The sequence below is a fragment of the Paenibacillus sp. 102 genome, assembly GCF_039549175.1.
Taxonomy (GTDB): Bacteria; Bacillota; Bacilli; order Bacillales; family Bacillaceae_G; genus Bacillus_A.
The window spans coordinates 63,959-79,652 of record NZ_JBCGHT010000013.1; the positions used below are offsets into that span (position 1 = coordinate 63,959).

The 15,694-nt window shown below is 34.9% G+C and carries 14 protein-coding genes and 1 pseudogene; 8 read left to right on the forward strand and 7 right to left on the reverse strand.

The genetic code is table 11. The annotated features are described in order from the left end of the window. Window positions 1–253: 253 nt before the first annotated feature. On the reverse strand, window positions 254–2,179 hold the full coding sequence (locus tag AAIE21_RS21790) for a heavy metal translocating P-type ATPase (protein ID WP_343268706.1): 1,926 nt from the start codon (window positions 2,177–2,179) through the stop codon (window positions 254–256). A 270-nt stretch (window positions 2,180–2,449) separates the two neighbouring features. On the opposite strand from AAIE21_RS21790, the gene AAIE21_RS21795 reads away from it, so the two are divergent. From AAIE21_RS21795 to AAIE21_RS21810, 4 genes are all read left to right on the forward strand, one after another. Beyond that, a complete protein-coding gene (locus AAIE21_RS21795) occupies window positions 2,450–3,400 on the forward strand; it encodes a DMT family transporter (protein ID WP_343268707.1) in 951 nt (316 codons plus the stop codon). A 131-nt stretch (window positions 3,401–3,531) separates the two neighbouring features. Next, window positions 3,532–4,212, forward strand: a complete 681-nt coding sequence (locus tag AAIE21_RS21800) for a lysoplasmalogenase (protein WP_343268708.1) — start codon at window positions 3,532–3,534, stop codon at window positions 4,210–4,212. Between the two features lie 405 nt (window positions 4,213–4,617). After that, complete coding sequence (lepB, locus tag AAIE21_RS21805) at window positions 4,618–5,151, forward strand: signal peptidase I (protein ID WP_343268709.1); 534 nt, start codon at window positions 4,618–4,620, stop codon at window positions 5,149–5,151. A gap of 14 nt (window positions 5,152–5,165) precedes the next feature. Further along, a complete protein-coding gene (locus AAIE21_RS21810; RefSeq protein WP_343268710.1) occupies window positions 5,166–5,588 on the forward strand; it encodes a hypothetical protein in 423 nt (140 codons plus the stop codon). Window positions 5,589–5,648: 60 nt separating this feature from the next. Here the strand turns inward: AAIE21_RS21810 and AAIE21_RS21815 are convergent, their stop codons facing one another. Continuing rightward, window positions 5,649–8,438, reverse strand: a complete 2,790-nt coding sequence (locus tag AAIE21_RS21815) for a tetratricopeptide repeat protein (RefSeq protein WP_343268711.1) — start codon at window positions 8,436–8,438, stop codon at window positions 5,649–5,651. 420 nt (window positions 8,439–8,858) lie between these two features. Here AAIE21_RS21815 and AAIE21_RS21820 point away from each other — a divergent pair, with 420 nt between their 5' ends. Beyond that, window positions 8,859–9,455: a DedA family protein gene (locus AAIE21_RS21820; RefSeq protein WP_343268712.1), complete on the forward strand. Its 597-nt coding sequence runs from the start codon at window positions 8,859–8,861 to the stop codon at window positions 9,453–9,455. 8 nt (window positions 9,456–9,463) lie between these two features. Here the strand turns inward: AAIE21_RS21820 and AAIE21_RS21825 are convergent, their stop codons facing one another. From AAIE21_RS21825 to AAIE21_RS21835, 3 genes are all read right to left on the reverse strand, one after another. Continuing rightward, a complete protein-coding gene (locus tag AAIE21_RS21825) occupies window positions 9,464–9,892 on the reverse strand; it encodes an EamA family transporter (RefSeq protein ID WP_017154020.1) in 429 nt (142 codons plus the stop codon). 324 nt (window positions 9,893–10,216) lie between these two features. Continuing rightward, complete coding sequence (locus AAIE21_RS21830; RefSeq protein ID WP_026008701.1) at window positions 10,217–10,363, reverse strand: BH0509 family protein; 147 nt, start codon at window positions 10,361–10,363, stop codon at window positions 10,217–10,219. 152 nt (window positions 10,364–10,515) lie between these two features. Further along, window positions 10,516–10,932, reverse strand: a complete 417-nt coding sequence (locus AAIE21_RS21835; protein WP_343268713.1) for a pyridoxamine 5'-phosphate oxidase family protein — start codon at window positions 10,930–10,932, stop codon at window positions 10,516–10,518. A 171-nt stretch (window positions 10,933–11,103) separates the two neighbouring features. Between AAIE21_RS21835 and cax the strand changes: the two genes are divergently transcribed. Both cax and AAIE21_RS21845 read left to right on the forward strand, forming a co-directional pair. Next, a complete protein-coding gene (cax, locus tag AAIE21_RS21840; protein ID WP_343268714.1) occupies window positions 11,104–12,159 on the forward strand; it encodes a calcium/proton exchanger in 1,056 nt (351 codons plus the stop codon). Window positions 12,160–12,646: 487 nt separating this feature from the next. Next, the gene (locus AAIE21_RS21845; protein WP_343268715.1) at window positions 12,647–13,444 is read left to right on the forward strand and encodes a YfkD famly protein; all 798 of its coding nucleotides are present in this window, start codon (window positions 12,647–12,649) and stop codon (window positions 13,442–13,444) included. A gap of 45 nt (window positions 13,445–13,489) precedes the next feature. Here the strand turns inward: AAIE21_RS21845 and yfkAB are convergent, their stop codons facing one another. Beyond that, window positions 13,490–14,617 (reverse strand): radical SAM/CxCxxxxC motif protein YfkAB, encoded by a 1,128-nt coding sequence (yfkAB, locus tag AAIE21_RS21850; protein ID WP_343268716.1) that lies wholly within the window; start codon window positions 14,615–14,617, stop codon window positions 13,490–13,492. Between the two features lie 258 nt (window positions 14,618–14,875). On the opposite strand from yfkAB, the gene AAIE21_RS21855 reads away from it, so the two are divergent. Next, complete coding sequence (locus tag AAIE21_RS21855; protein WP_000513557.1) at window positions 14,876–15,058, forward strand: SE1561 family protein; 183 nt, start codon at window positions 14,876–14,878, stop codon at window positions 15,056–15,058. A gap of 160 nt (window positions 15,059–15,218) precedes the next feature. On the opposite strand, the pseudogene AAIE21_RS21860 reads toward AAIE21_RS21855, so the two are convergent. Further along, window positions 15,219–15,619 (reverse strand): annotated as a pseudogene (locus AAIE21_RS21860) (transposase); the annotation flags it as partial. Window positions 15,620–15,694 lie beyond the last annotated feature (75 nt).

Genomic DNA, 15,694 nt, shown 5'->3' on the forward strand with positions numbered 1-15,694 from the left:
AAAAAAAATCATAATAATAAAAACCAAGGTAAACAAAAAAGTAGTTCGCATCCAAAACATAAAACGAGCAGTAGTGCGAATGGACATAATGGCTACCATTAGAAAGCGTAAGCGACTCGCTTAAAACGTGAGAGGGATGGGCTTCTGATATAGAAGCGTGTTTTCTCTCGTCAGAAAACGAGAAGCCACCGAATAATTTAGTCATTAGAGCTAGATATTGAAGAAAAAACGGGTTCCCTACTTAGGAACCCGTTTAATTATTTCCTTTTAATAATCGTAAACCGTTTAAAATTACAAGGATTGTACTTCCCTCATGACCGATAACACCAAATGGGAGAGCTAAAAATTGCAAGAAGTTAGAACAAATGAGCATTGTGATTACTGCTAAAGAAAGGATAACGTTTTGTTTCACGATACGATTCATTCGTTTTGATAAACGAATGGCTTGCGCAAGGCGAGAGAGTTCATTTTTCATTAGAACAACATCTGCTGTTTCTAAAGCAACATCTGTCCCTTCGCCCATAGCAACACCAATACTTGCTGTAGCGAGTGCAGGAGCATCGTTAATACCGTCGCCAACCATTGCCACTGTACCGTATTTTTCTTTTAGTTGTTTCACCGTGTCTACTTTTGTTTCTGGTAAGCATGATGCGTAGTATTCTTTAATGTTGCTTTCATTCGCAATTGCTTTAGCTGTTTGTTCGTTATCACCAGTAATCATGATGGCTTCAACACCAATGCTTTGTAAATCATGAATAGCGGCAATTGTTTCTTGGCGCAACGTATCTTTTAAAGCAATAAGCCCCAGAATTCCTTCTTTATCACTAATATAGACAACAGTTTTTCCTTCTTGTTCAAGTGTAGTAGCGATTCCGTTATGAAAAGTTTTTGTTTCTTCGCCAATAAAATTGGCTTTTCCAATCTTATAAGCTTTATTTTCTAAAATTCCTTTTAAGCCAAACCCAGTTACATCTTCTACATTTTCTGGCTTTGCTAATGTAATGTCATATGTGTGTTTTGCGTACTTGACGATAGCTTCTGCGAGTGGATGTGTAGAATGACTTTCGATAGAAGCTGTAATATATAGTACAGCTTCTTCTGTTATTTCATCACGGACGTAAACATCTGTTACAGTCGGTTTTCCTTGTGTTAACGTTCCTGTTTTATCAAAGGCAATTGCCTTTACGGAGGCAAGACGTTCTAAATGAATACCACCCTTAAACAAAATACCGTTTCGCGCGCCGTTAGAAATAGCAGATAATGTTGCTGGTGTAATCGATGCAACGAGCGCACATGGAGAAGCGACAACGAGTAAAATCATAGCGCGATAAAATGTTTCATTCCAGCTCCAATCTAGTATGAAATGAGGAACAAACATCATGAGAGCAACAACGATAAGTACACCTTTTACATATGTTCCTTCAAATTTTTCGATAAAAAGTTGGGATGGTGATTTTTCACTTTGCGCGTTTTGAACGAGACGAATAATTTTTTGGAACAATGTTTGGTCGCTTTTTTTTGTAATTTTAACTTCAATAGCTCCGCGTAAGTTCACGGTTCCGGCGAATACTTCATCACCAAATCTTTTTTCATTCGGGATAGGCTCCCCGGTGATAGTAGCCTCATCAATATTTGTTTCCCCGCTATGAATTGTACCATCGGCAGGTACACGTTCACCTGGTTTAATTAAAATGATGTCATCAATTTCTAACTGACCTACAGGAATACGTTCCTCTGCTCCATGAGAAATACGCAAAGCTTCTTCAGGTTGTAAATCTAGCAGTGCTGAAATTTCCTTTTGGCTTTTACTTAATGTATAAGATTCCATTGCACCACTTAATGCAAAGATAAATATTAAAATTGCACCTTCTGCCCAGTATCCGATAATAGCGGCACCGATGGCAGCGAAGAGCATTAACATTTCTACATTCAATTCCTTTTCTTCTAATGTATCTTCAATGCCTTCTTTAGCTTTCGCATATCCTCCAATTATATAGGCGAGGATATATAAAACAATTCCGGTGGTCGTTGCTTCGTTTTTTGTGAATAACCAGCCGGATAAAATGAAAACACCAGATAGGATCGCAAAGATTAGTTCATAATGTTTTTGAAATGATCGAATCCAAGATGGGTTAGACATATTATTTTTTGATGGTAATGTTTTTATTTCTGAGTTCATGATTACTCGCTCCTTCCATATTCTTATTGAGAAAAAGAATCAAAATCGAAACCCCCATAAAACGACGAAAGCTGCCATCCATAAGGATAGCAGCATTTCTATTGAAAAATTTTATCAGTTATTATCTTGTAATTATTCTATATTATATCATATGTTTCTACTCGAGAATATGTTTTTGCTTATTTATAAGATTGAAAAACTTGTTTTTTTGCTTTTCCTTTGGTATATATGAATATTGTTCGTAGAAAGGTCGGAAAGGAAGACAACAAGTTGAAGACAGAGAAATTTTTTACCCATCCGATAGGTGTATTTGTTGCAGCGCTCGCAGCGACATTTCTATGGGGAAGCGCATTCCCTTTTATTAAATTAAGTTATACTGAACTCGGAATTCAGCCACATGAAGTTGGCGAACAAATATTATTTGCCGGTTATCGCTTTTTCTTATCAGGTGTGATGCTCTTATTCTTTTTTAAGGCGATAGGAAAAGATATGCATTTCAAAAAAGAAACAGGAAAGCAATTAGTACAAATTGGTTTATTTCAAACGTTTCTACAATATGTATGCTTTTATATTGGGATGAGTTACAGTTCTGGAATTGAAGGTGCAATTATTTCCGGGACATCATCTTTTTTTCAAATTTTAATTGCACATTTTTTGTATAAAGATGATGCATTAAATATTCGAAAAGTGATTGGTGTATCTATCGGTTTTTGCGGTGTGATTCTTGTCAATGTTCCAAGTGGTGGAAGTATAGCATTTCATTTTGGAATTGGTGAATTATTGCTCCTTGGGGCAGCGATGATGTATTCATATGGAAATATATTGGCGAAAGAAGGAAGTAAAACATTAGATGTTGGGTACATGACAGCATACCAAATGATTTTTGGATCTATGGGACTATTGTGTATTGGTATTTTTCAAGTTGGATTTATGCCTTTTGTATTTAGTATGAAAGCACTACTCATGTTACTGTATTTATCATTCTTATCAGCGGCAGGTTTCTGTATTTGGAATACAGTTATGAAATATAACAAGGTTGGAAAAGTATCGATGTATATGTTCTTTATACCGGTATTTGGCGTTTTGTTATCCAGTATGATTTTAGGAGAAGCAATTCATTCATTCGTTTTATTTGGGTTAGCATGTGTAGCAGCGGGTATTATCGTAGTAAATCGAACACCAAATATGCAAAAAACGGAACAAGAGAAACAAGCAGCTTAAAGTAAGTGAATGTATTGTTTTTTCAGGCTAGAAAAGAAGGACAGAAGTTCTTCTTTTTTTCAAATTTTAGAGGGAAATAGAAGTTATGTCACGAAAATACAGTATTATCTGTTCATTGAGGAGCACATATTATGAATGAAATTTATATATTATTAATTGGACAAGCCATTTTATTTGTTTTCGGTGCGTTTTTTGCAATAGCACAGACAAAACAAGCTAGAAAAAACGAGCCGTTACCATTATTGATTCGTCTTACGCTTAGTTTTTCTTTAACGGGTGGTGCAATTTGGATTTGGCTACAAGACCCATCTGTAGAGTATTGTCAGTGGGTTGCGATTGGGATGACTTTATCTACGCTAGGTGATTTATTTATGGCGGGGCTCATTCCGTTTGGACATCGGCTAATTGGTGGTATGATTACATTTGCGATTGCACATTGTTTTTATGTAACGGCATTTTTGCAAACGGGTATTTCGTGGAAGGGGTTCTGGATTGGCGTAATTGTCTACGGCTTATTTTTAATAATTGGCTGGTTCTTTTTTATTCGGAATCAAGGGCAAGATAAGTTGTTTACAGTAGGTGCGCTCGTATATGGTTTATGGGTTGGTGGAATGGCATGCTTTGCCTTTGCATTATACTATGCAAAAAGTGGAATATGGTGGATCCCAGCATTCGGTGGATTACTATTTGTGATTTCTGATTTTATTATTGGTGTGACAGATATTGGTGGCCGCAAAGTAAAGTATGATCCGCTTTGGATTTGGTTAACATATATTGCTGCACAGATGTGTATTGTTTATGCTGGAATATAAAGTGAAGATTTAATCGGTGGGGGCTCTTCATACCCCACCGATTATTAGTTGAACCAATCGGGATTTTACGGACAGTTTATCTCCCATCTAACTTCTTTGCTTCCACTGAATTTTGAGGTGGGAGTATTACTACCCGCAAATAGCGGGGGAAAATGGAGAACTGCTTGTGAGAGCGGTTCTTTTCTATAGGTGCGATGAAGCATCCTTCATTCATTATTAAGCTTAACGAACTAGGATTTTGTAGGAAAATTCTCTCCTTGGTAGCTACTTTGTTATTACTAAACACGGAGGACTGTATTATCAATCGCTAATGTAGGATAAATAATACGGATAATTAACAGATAATATAGAATTCATTTACAAATGGGCTTTATAATAGAAGGATAAGAGAGAAAGGGGAAATAAATGAAAAAGAAAAGTCGCGTTCGTGAACTTTTTGAAATACTAGCAATTGCGTGTTTGTTGTTTTTTTTAATGAAAATTTTTGTGTTTTTTCCAACAACTGTGCAAGGAGCATCTATGAGGCCGGCGTTGCAAGATGGGGATAAGGTAATTATTAATAAGTTAGCAAAGAGATTTGAGACTTATGAGCGTGAAGATATTATTGTAGTAAAGACTGATAATTTTTATGTAAAGAGAATTATTGGGCTTCCAGGCGATGTAATTGAGATGAAAAATGATCAATTATACGTAAATCATCAAGTGAAAAGTGAACCTTATTTGGATAAGAATAGAAAGCATGCAAAACAACTTCTTATTAATTTAACCGAAGACTTTGGTCCTATTACAGTTCCTAAAGATAAGATTTTTGTTATGGGTGATAATCGTTTAGTGAGTAGAGATAGTCGTAACGGCTTAGGGCTGATTCATAAAACGGAAGTGCTTGGAACATTAACAGCAATCTATTATCCGTTTGATCATGTGAAAATTGTGAACTAGAAGGAAGTGATAATATGGAAGATATTATTGGACACATTCTAGTAGGGATTGGTCGAGCAGCAATTGCATTAGGTGAAGTATGTGTTGATGCAGGTAAAGGTATTGTTAGAGGGACTATTGGTGTTGTAAAAGTAGCTGGGGATTTTATGTTAGATGAAGTAGTAGAGCAAGTGTTGGAGAGATTAGTTGAACGAGAGAAACGGAAAAAGAAAAGAATACAACGGCATGTGGAAAAGCTAAAGAGGTATGCATGGTTCAAAGCTTTATATGAGGATAAGCGCTGCCAGGAAGTTCTAAATTATAATGAAGCATGTAGAGATTTATTAAGTAAACGCCGTTATGTACATAAGTTAATTCATAAAGAAGACGAGAGAAAGGCATTCATTCAGCGTGTAAGAGTTGGTGCAAAGGTTAATGATGTTATTTGGGATATGTGAAATAGAATATAACAAAAAAACCAAGCAATTGTTACAAATTGCTTGGTTTTTTCTACGTATTTAAACTGTAGGAGCCTCGTTCTTTACTATTTTTAAAGAAGGAGAATCATCATTTTTGTCATTTAGCATGAATTTGTACTGTAATAACTGTAATTTAAACAGTGTTAAAGGATCATGGTATGTTTCTGGATTTGTTCGTAGTTTTGTTAGTGCATTTTCGTCCTGATTTATTTCGAGATGTGCTGCTTCCACAGTCTGCTTTAATATGCTGAGAGGTTCTTTAAAGAACATCATAATATCACGTTCTAATGCGCTTTCGAATAATTCAAATTGAAGGAAGAACTGTTCAGAAATCATTGTTGTTACATCTGTATAGTCTTCGGTCTCAATATAATTTTTGTATTTATTGTAAAGCATAGATTGGTTTTTCTGCATATTACCGAATAGTTTTCCAGCACTTTTTAATAGAAATTGTGTTGGTGTAAAGCGTAGTAAAATATTTACGTTATCAACTTTGATTCGGTTTGTCATCCTTGCAACATCTCGGCGCCAATCATCAAGTAATTGAAAATCGCATGGTAGTTTCATACGTTCTTCTTCGTATAATTTATTAAATGTTTCACTCATTTCATCTAAATAAGATTGGCTTTGAATAAATTCGTTATGTGCTTTTTCAATCCATTCCTGAATAGAATGCGTAAACTTAGGTAATATCATTTGTTGTAAATGTTTTTGAATTCTTTCATTCATTGCTGCATTTAGTTCTTCAGGAACTTGTTTAAAGTCACTATCTTCCTGAACTAAATCAGAGCAGCTCTGTAATAACTCAGGAATTTGGTCATGAAGATCGTGTATAATTTCATCTTTAGTTAAACGATATGAGTCTGTGATAGAGCGAGTCTTATCTTTTTCAATAGCAGTTAGGTTATTAATAAAGCCGTTTAGTTTTACTAAAATGTGTTTGTTCCAACGGATGGATTTTACTAACGTATTTTCTAATTGTACGCGTTCATTTAAGAGATACGTGATGGTCTTTTGAATAAACCATAATAGTTTTTCTGTGCGTTCAGTTTTTACACTTCTATTATTAAAGTTTGAAGTAATGGATTCTGTTAAATCACTTAGCTGTTCGCTGCTCTCCTGTAAAGGTGAGTAAGGGAATACGCGTGCATTTGGAAAATGCACATGTATTTTAGACTCGATTTCAGTTAGCTTTTTATTTGCCACTTCCTCATTAAGAGTGGTATCGACTTTATTTAAAACAAAATGAACTTGTAAAGTTGGTAGTTGTTCTTGCATGTATAGTAGTGTATCAATTTCTTCATCAAGTAAAGAAGAAGTATTAAGAACATATAATAGATTATCAGCTGCATGTAAGTAATCTATATTTGTATTTTTGTTATTGCCATTTCCATTAAAACCTGGTGTAACGATAAATGAGAATTTATTTTTTCGTAAAAATCTACATGGTAACTTAAATTCAATACATTTCTGTTCAGATTCTGATTTTGGAGGAACGGTCATTATTTCGTAAAATTCATCCAAATTGGAAATGTTTCGTATTGTTAAATCTGTGAGTTCTGTAATTTCTGTCTGTGCATTATCCTTAAATACGATAGCGGCCTTAGGAGAATCTTTTAGTATATTTTCCCCTAATATAGAATTGATAAAGGATGATTTACTATTCTCATTCGTACCTGTAATGAGAACTTGTTGTACATTTAGATCGGAAAGTTCCTGAACAAGCCATGTGAAAGAATGACTTAAGTCTACATCATTCTTTTCTGCCCATACGACAATCGTTTCAAAAAGATTTGAAACCTTCTCTAGGTCAACTGCGTTATATATTGTTGAACTAGAAAGAAGCGTTTCAGCGCTTTTCACAAGTAATGTATCAAGGCTCTTAGGTGAAACTCCATTCCATGCTAACGTTGCAGCGGAAACAAATAGAGAATGTTCTGCTTTTGTTAAGCTAAACCAATTTGTTAACAAGTCTGGAATAAGTTCCTGCAATTCATGCATTAAGTATTGTCCTGTAATTAATTCACAGTATGTGTCTTGATAAAGCGTAACGATTTCATCCCATGCATCGTAAGAATCGACTTCGACGTGTAAAAAAAGGTGATTAATTGTTTGAATCCATACTAAGTAGGTTGACTCATCTTGATAGCTTTTCCAAAGTGATGAGACAAGTTTTTTAAATTGAACTGAATCGACTGTATATAAAACTTTTAATGCTTCATAAAAATATTTTGGTTTCATTTGTTTTGTGAATTCTTGATTCACATAATTTGTTAAAATCTCAAACCAATGTAATGATTTCGTTCGAATTCCTTCTTGAACAGCAAGGTCAATCGCATTGTTCCAATCCTGCTGTTTCTCATAAAAGGAGCGAGCGATGGCAGTGATATTTGGATAGTCTGGTTGGAATGCAACTGCTTCACTAATAACCTTAAAAGCAAGACCTAAACGGTTTTGTTCCATGTACAGAGAAAGAAGTTGTAAAGACACTTCCATTGTTAATGTGATGTCTTCCGTTTGAATCGACATATAGATTTCTTCTGCTATTGAAAGCAACCCTAATTCTAAATAAGCGTCTGCTATATTTTTTTTGGCCCATAGAGAGAGGTCATTGTTTACTTTCTCCCATTTGAAAATGGCTGTTTCGAAATCTTTATGGTGATAATAAACTTCTCCTTGTGCAAAACGAATGTTAGAGATATTGGAAAATTCATTTTTAGCTTCATTTACATATGATTCCCCAAGCACTTGAGGAGCTTGAACAGAATTCTGTTCAGTTAAGAATGTTTCATAGTATACCTTTTGAATCAACTGTTTTTCTATGGTCATGTTTTTTCCCCCTGTATAATTTAGAAAAATGATTTTTATGTATATACTCTACACGGGTAGAAGGTGCATTTTATCGTTATATATATGATTACTGCCTATATCATTTTTCTTGAGAGTCAAACCGATGCTAAATGTAACTTTTCTTTATTGTAACAAAAATCCTGCTTGTGAAGTCGTATTTTCTTATAATTATGAAGTGAAGTATGGATTTATCCCGCTATTTGTGGACAATATGCATCCACGCCCCAAGACTCTGAAAAGTAAGGATGAAAAGCAGCGGAAAGTTTCATAATAAGTAAGATGAATAGGAGTAGAGTTCATTATAAAAACGATGTATAGTGAATATGTATACCATGTTTGCTTAAAAGATAGAGAGGGCACAATATGGAATAACGATCGTGCATAGGATGTGTCATCCGAATGGAACAACATATTGGTGAGTTAATCACACATTATGGCTATTTTGGAATTATTATAGCTCTTGCGGGTGGAATTGTAGGTCTGCCAATACCAGATGAGTTTTTGCTGACGTTTGTTGGTTATAATATTTCGAAAGGAACTATGTCAGGGACGGCTGCTTTTCTAAGTGGAATGGCCGGTGCGGTACTTGGAATTACTTTAAGTTACATACTTGGGTTAAAACTTGGACTTCCTGTATTAAAAAAGTATGGTCCGAAGATACGAATTAAAGAAAAGCAAATTGAAAAAACACATGTCTTGTTTGAAAAATATGGTCCCTTTTTATTAATGATTGGATACTTTATACCAGGAATTCGTCATTTAACTGCATATTTTGCTGGTATGTCGAATTTAACGTTTTGGAGATTTTGTCTATACGCATACGGTGGTGCTCTCATCTGGATTAGTGTTTTTATTGGAATTGGATGGAAGCTTGGAGAGAAGTGGCGTTTTGTTGAATATAGCTTGCATCATTATGGAATGTGGATTTTAATTATCTCAGTCGTAGTTGTACTTATTGTATGGCTCTACCTAAGAAGGAAAAAAACCGCAAATTAAGCGGTTTTTTAGCTGAAAGCAATGAAGAGAACACCTGCTGTAATACATACAACACCCATTCCAGTCATGAAGTTTAATTTTTCGCCTAATATAATCATTGCGAGAATGATTGAAAAGACAACACTTAATTTATCTACAGGGGCAACTTGTGAAACCTTTCCTGTTTTTAAAGCGAGAAAATAAAATAGCCATGATGAAGCACCAGCTATCCCACTTAAGGTGATAAATAGAAGTGCTTTTTTATTCATTAGAACGTCACCGATATTTTGAAATTTTCCTTGTATCATAATTACACCTATCATGAATAGTGCCATGATAATTGAACGGATAGTTGTTGCCACGTTGGCATCGATTCCTTCTAAACCAAATTTCCCAAAGATGGATACAAGTGCTGCAGCAATTGCTGATAATAATGCGAATAATAACCATGAACTCATAGTGAAATTCCTCCATTCTTGTATTATTATACATGAAAATCATTATCAAATATAATGATTTTCATAGTTATTTATATATATATCTATTTTGATTTTATACATATAAGTCGCTGCTATAAAGAACAAAAGGTGACCAGGACTTGTTTTCTCCCTTTGTTTTCAATTGGCATGGGCAGGAAGAGGCTCTGATCTCTTCTATGCATTGCTGGATGCTCTCTCTCATTTAAAAAGAAAGGTTTTATGTCGGCTTTTCAGCTTGTATTTATATAGAAATATAACTATGAAAATAGTAAGGCCCACCTGACAGGTGGGCCTTTTACTCTATTATTCTGCAATTTCTTCATATAAAAAGTACGTTACATTATAAATGTGCTCTACTTCATCATCTGTCATAAATAAAAGTTCTTCACGCTCAATTCCTTTTTTCTTTTCGATAAACTCAATCATATTTTTCCGTTCTTCTCTTTTCATCATTTTCTTTCTCCTCCTAATCTGTTTTAATACAGTTTATTTAAGTTACTGCTATTATATAACAGAATCTTTAGAAAGTTCCACCTTTTTTATATTTTTTTAGTAAGAACTTTTCGACAAAACAAGCCCTTTTAACAGGGCTTGTTTTTGTATTACAGTCGTAAAAACTCTGGCTGAGTCGTACCGTCACTATCGATGTAGTAAATTGTATTTGGATTAATTTTTATTAGTACGTAGTTTGGATCTTCAGCACCTAGTAGCCAACGTTTTAAGCTATTATTCCAAAATTTATTTTTTAATGTTTGATCTTCTTCAATTGAAGCGATTCCTTCAACTTCGATATAATCTTCATCCCATTTCTTTCCTTCTCGTCCAAGCAGTACATGAACATTTGGATTCTGCTCAATATCTGCTAATTTTTTGGAATTACGATCTGTTGCGACGTATAGTACAAAATCTTCATGAAAAAACATCATAAAACAGCTATGTGGTTTATTCTCACGAATGGTAGCTAATACACCAGTTCTTTGTCCTTGAATAATGGTTGCAATTTTTTCTTTTAAATGCATTTTTTTAACCTCTTTCTATTACCTGAAATTTTTGTGCAAAAAAATGTATGACCTTTTATACTTTTTTCTTCAATCCCATTTTTTAAACGTATTTGTGATGAAATGGGACAAGTTAGGATAAGAATAAAGATAGTAGTGAGGAGAAATACATACGATGGAAGGATGGAGAATATGTTCAATAAGATTTTCTTAATACTTGCGCTGACTGGTGTACCGCTTTCTATTCTTGGAAATACATTACATTGGCCACAAACAATTATGTTTGCTGTATATTGCGTTACAATTATTGCTCTTGCTGCTTTTATGGGAAGAGCGACGGAAAGTTTAGCTATTGTTTCTGGTCCACGAATTGGTGGATTATTAAATGCAACCTTTGGGAACGCAGTTGAGCTTATTATTTCGATTTTTGCATTGCGAGCAGGATTAACTGAAGTTGTACTAGCTTCACTAACTGGTTCTGTTCTTGGAAACTTATTATTAGTTGGGGGTCTTTCCTTTTTCGTAGGGGGACTGAAGTATAAAAGACAAAGCTTCAATGTTTATGATGCAAGACATAATTCGGCCTTACTAATATTTGCAGTTGTTGTAGCGTTTGTTATTCCAGAAGTTTTTTCGATGAAGATGGGAATAGAGAAAACATATCAATTAAGTATTGGGGTTTCACTTATCATGATTGTCATGTATTTAGCGGCGCTGTTTTTTAAATTAGTTACACATCGCGGTGTATATCAGCATAAAAGTGATGAAGTGGAGCATGAAGAAGAACCAGAATGGTCAAAGGGGAAAGCGTTGCTTATTTTGGCGATTGCAACAGCAGCAGTTGCTTATGTATCGGAGGCGCTCGTTCATACATTTGAAACAGTAGCAAAATCATTTGGATGGTCGGAATTATTTATTGGGGTTATCATTGTTGCTATTGTTGGTAATGCGGCTGAGCATGCCTCTGCAATTATTATGGCCTATAAAAATAAGGTGAATATTGCAGTTGAAATTGCCGTCGGTTCTACACTACAAATTGCCATGTTTGTTGCTCCTGTACTCGTACTACTATCGATGTTCTTTACAGTGAGAATGCCCCTGGTATTTACAATGCCAGAACTTGTAGCGATGATCACTTCTGTCTTTTTAACGATTGCAATTTCAAACGATGGAGATACGAACTGGTTTGAAGGAGGAACATTATTAGCTGCCTATTTCATTATGGGAATTGGTTTTTACTTGTTATAAAAATAGGGATAACAATGTCATGGAGAGAAAACAATAGAGATAGTTAGTATATAAAATTTGATTTTTGACATATAAATGCTTGTTATGAAGAATAAAGGGTGACCTACACTGGTTATTTCTCTTTGTTTTCACTTGGTATGAGATAGGAAGAGAATCTGACCGCTTCTATGCATGGCTGGATGCTCTCTCCCACCTAAGAGAGAGGTTTTTTCAATTTGTATTTGTATAAAGTGAAATTTCTATCACCATGCTTCTAGGGGATGCCTTCTTTTGGGCTTGTCGCATATAAGTTATTGCTATGAAAAACAAAAGAAGATATACGCTCGTTTTCTCTTTTTGTCTTCACTTGGCATGGGGCAGGAAGAGGATCTGACCGTTTCTATGCATGGTCGGATGCTCTCTCCCACCTAAGAGAGAGGTTTTTTTCAATTTGTATATAGCTATTTAAATGATTTATACATTCTTAAATTAGGAAGGAGTAAAGCAGGTGAAACGAGTGTACAGCATATGTCTTTCAACTATGGTCTCGTTTATTTTATTATTTCCTTGCAGCAGTTTTGCAAAGACAACAGTAAATGTAAAGATGCCTTCATCTGTTTTGAATATTTCAAAAGGCAATACCTATCCAAATACAGTGCAAGATTTGCCGCATTTGCAGCCAAGTCAATTTGCGAAAGAATTATTGAAAACATCGGATATTCGTATTGAAAATCCACACTTAATTCGAATGTTTAATGAAACTTCGATTTCAAATGCCCCTCTTGCAGTAGGATATAGGGCAAAAATTTATTTGGGACAATGGCCTTTAAATTATGAGTCAACAGATACAACAATGAATTGGGAATATAAGCAAGTGAACCGTAACGTGTATGACAACCGTGGTGTAGAGAAATTATATCCACTTCGATACAAGCAAGAAGCACAAAAAACTGTAGAAGGCGGTTTAACAGCATATATTAAAGATGCGGAAGATGTGAAAAAGATGATTCTTTTAAAGGCAATGGAAAAGGTACAACTACCGCTTTCTTTTAAAACAACCATCGGTTACGGTACGGGGAATGAGCGTATATACAACATCAGCCCTAAACAACTTGGATATTTATATGCATATACACCAGCGGTAAATGAAAAAGGGAAAGTTACATTTGGAGAAGTATATCTTGTTTTAAAAGGAAATCAAAAGAGGCTTGTAATTAAAAATATTACTTCGCAGGGAATTGGAGCTGCGATTCCAATTCAAGATTATTTGTCTTTTAAATTTATTTCTTCACCTCATCCACAATAATAGGATAAGTAAAAAAACGTCAGCTAATTGGCTGACGTTTTTGTATTAAAGTGTAAGATTTGTTTCTTTTGTTAAAAAGTTTTCGGTTGGATAATAGCTGTTTTTTACAAGGATATTTGGTCCAAGACATTTTACAGCAGGGCAGTGACAGCTTAAAGATTTTGCTGTTTTTGAGCTGCACCATTTGTCATAGGCTTCTTGTAATGTATTTGTTTGAATGTTACCAAGTAGTGGTATGTCGCCAAAGTCTGTTACGATAATGCTACCATCAAAAATATTTACATTTAAGCGAGAACGCCCATCTGGATCGTTACGAACCGTCACGTTTTTGCTCTCATGTAATTTTCTCAATGTGGCTAAATCATGTTTATCATTACTACATGCGTAGAAAGGTAGTGTACCAAATAACATCCATACGTTTTCATCGCGAATATCTAATAAATGCTCAATTGCACTTCGAATTTCAGCTTTTGTTAAAATTTCAAGGTTACTAGCAAAATCACTCGGATACATCGGGTGTACTTCATGACGCTTACAGCCCATTTCTTCAACAATTTGACGGTGAATGTGTTCAATATGTGGCAAAGTACGTTTATTTAGCATTGTTTCTGCCGACACGAGAACACCTGCATCTGATAAAGCTTTACTATTTGTAATCATGCGTTCAAATAGTTTCGCACGTTGTTCATAAGTAGGTTTGCGCTCCATCATTGCAAATCCACCTTCAACGAAATCATCAATTGTTCCCCAGTTATGTGAAATATGCAACACATCTAAATAAGGAATAATTTGTTCGTAACGGGCTAAATCTATAGTTAAGTTTGAGTTGATTTGAGTGCGAACGCCTCGCTCATGGGCATATTTTAAGAGTGGTGTTACATAGTTGTCGACGGATTTTTTTGAGAGCATTGGCTCTCCGCCCGTAATACTTAAAGAACGTAAATGAGGAATCTCATCTAATCGCTTTAATAAAAGTTCCATCGGAAGCGGATTTGGATCCTTCGGCTGTAAGGTATAACCAACAGCACAATGCTCACAGCGCATATTGCATAACGTTGTCGTTGTAAACTCAACGTTTGTTAATAGTAATTTGCCGTACTCTTCAAGGTCCATATACGCTTCCCATGGATCGTAAGAAGGAGTAATCGGCTTCATTGTTTGTGATATACTCATCTGAAATACTCCTTTGACTATTGAAATAACAATTTGTCCACCCTCTATAATAGAAGAATACAGACGTTTTATAAAGTGAAACTTTTTGTAACAAGGATTTCTTGATTTTCTTATTTCGTTTTAAAAGAAAAAGAAAGCGTATTACATTTCTATTTATATTGAATCTAGTACTGTGACAAAATTGATGAAAATTCATGTCCGTGACAATCATTTTTGCGGTATAATAAAAGTAACTCGAATAAAAAGGAGAGTGCCTTCATGGGAAAAGCAATTCAAGATAAAGATTCACAACTAGTATATTTAAAAGAACGTTTAAATATGTTCGTAGAAGTAATCGATACAATTGAACCAGAAGAGGTAGAATTAGAAGATATAGATCGTCTTCTTGCAATGTTAGATGAATTAGAACTGAAATGTGAGCAATTTAAAAAAGACGAATAATATATTAAAGCGGCTGCCAATCATGTTTTGGTAGCCGCTTTTTATATGGTGAAACTGTCCCAAAAGGTCGTTAAAAACGACCTTTTGGGACAGTTTCTTCTTTTTTACCTTTATATGGATGAGAACATACTTCGTGGGAAAGAAAACTGTTGATTACCTCTTATAGCTGTGTGTTTTTTACGTCTTGTTTAGTTGTTGATGCCAATCTCCGCGGATTATGGATAACACAAATAAGACCCTATTCCAATCTATTTTTGGAAAGGCCTCGTAAGAAGAAGCGTTGGAAAAGGCGATTGTAGTTTAATATGACAAAATGCAGATTCTACATCTACTTTTCGTTTGCCATATAAATTTTCACCCTCTTCTGCACTTAAATGTTCTCGCACTTCTTTTTGCTGTTTCTGATTTTTTACAGAGACACTGATGGATTTTGTTTCTTTCCCTTTTGCACATGTTTCTTGAAATGGAGACCCGAGACCCCAAACATTCTATATACCGATAGATTCTTTTGATTGTCGTATAGCCATTACTTGTTTTTTGTTTTCTTTCATGTAAAAAAAGATCCCAAAGGTAGCTATTCAGCTATTTTTGGGACAGCCACCAAGAAAATCTGTTTTCGTTTTCTACTTTACAGTA

Bases quoted from the DNA above. Each gene is read 5' to 3' on its own strand.
- AAIE21_RS21830 (WP_026008701.1), bottom strand. From the start codon at position 10,363: ATGAAAAGAGAAGAACGGAAAAATATGATTGAGTTTATCGAAAAGAAA.
- cax (WP_343268714.1), top strand. From the start codon at position 11,104: ATGTTCAATAAGATTTTCTTAATACTTGCGCTGACTGGTGTACCGCTT.
- AAIE21_RS21790 (WP_343268706.1), bottom strand. From the start codon at position 2,179: ATGAACTCAGAAATAAAAACATTACCATCAAAAAATAATATGTCTAAC.
- AAIE21_RS21800 (WP_343268708.1), top strand. From the start codon at position 3,532: ATGAATGAAATTTATATATTATTAATTGGACAAGCCATTTTATTTGTT.
- AAIE21_RS21820 (WP_343268712.1), top strand. From the start codon at position 8,859: ATGGAACAACATATTGGTGAGTTAATCACACATTATGGCTATTTTGGA.
- AAIE21_RS21810 (WP_343268710.1), top strand. From the start codon at position 5,166: ATGGAAGATATTATTGGACACATTCTAGTAGGGATTGGTCGAGCAGCA.
- lepB (WP_343268709.1), top strand. From the start codon at position 4,618: ATGAAAAAGAAAAGTCGCGTTCGTGAACTTTTTGAAATACTAGCAATT.
- AAIE21_RS21835 (WP_343268713.1), bottom strand. From the start codon at position 10,932: ATGCATTTAAAAGAAAAAATTGCAACCATTATTCAAGGACAAAGAACT.
- yfkAB (WP_343268716.1), bottom strand. From the start codon at position 14,617: ATGAGTATATCACAAACAATGAAGCCGATTACTCCTTCTTACGATCCA.
- AAIE21_RS21855 (WP_000513557.1), top strand. From the start codon at position 14,876: ATGGGAAAAGCAATTCAAGATAAAGATTCACAACTAGTATATTTAAAA.
- AAIE21_RS21825 (WP_017154020.1), bottom strand. From the start codon at position 9,892: ATGAGTTCATGGTTATTATTCGCATTATTATCAGCAATTGCTGCAGCA.
- AAIE21_RS21815 (WP_343268711.1), bottom strand. From the start codon at position 8,438: ATGACCATAGAAAAACAGTTGATTCAAAAGGTATACTATGAAACATTC.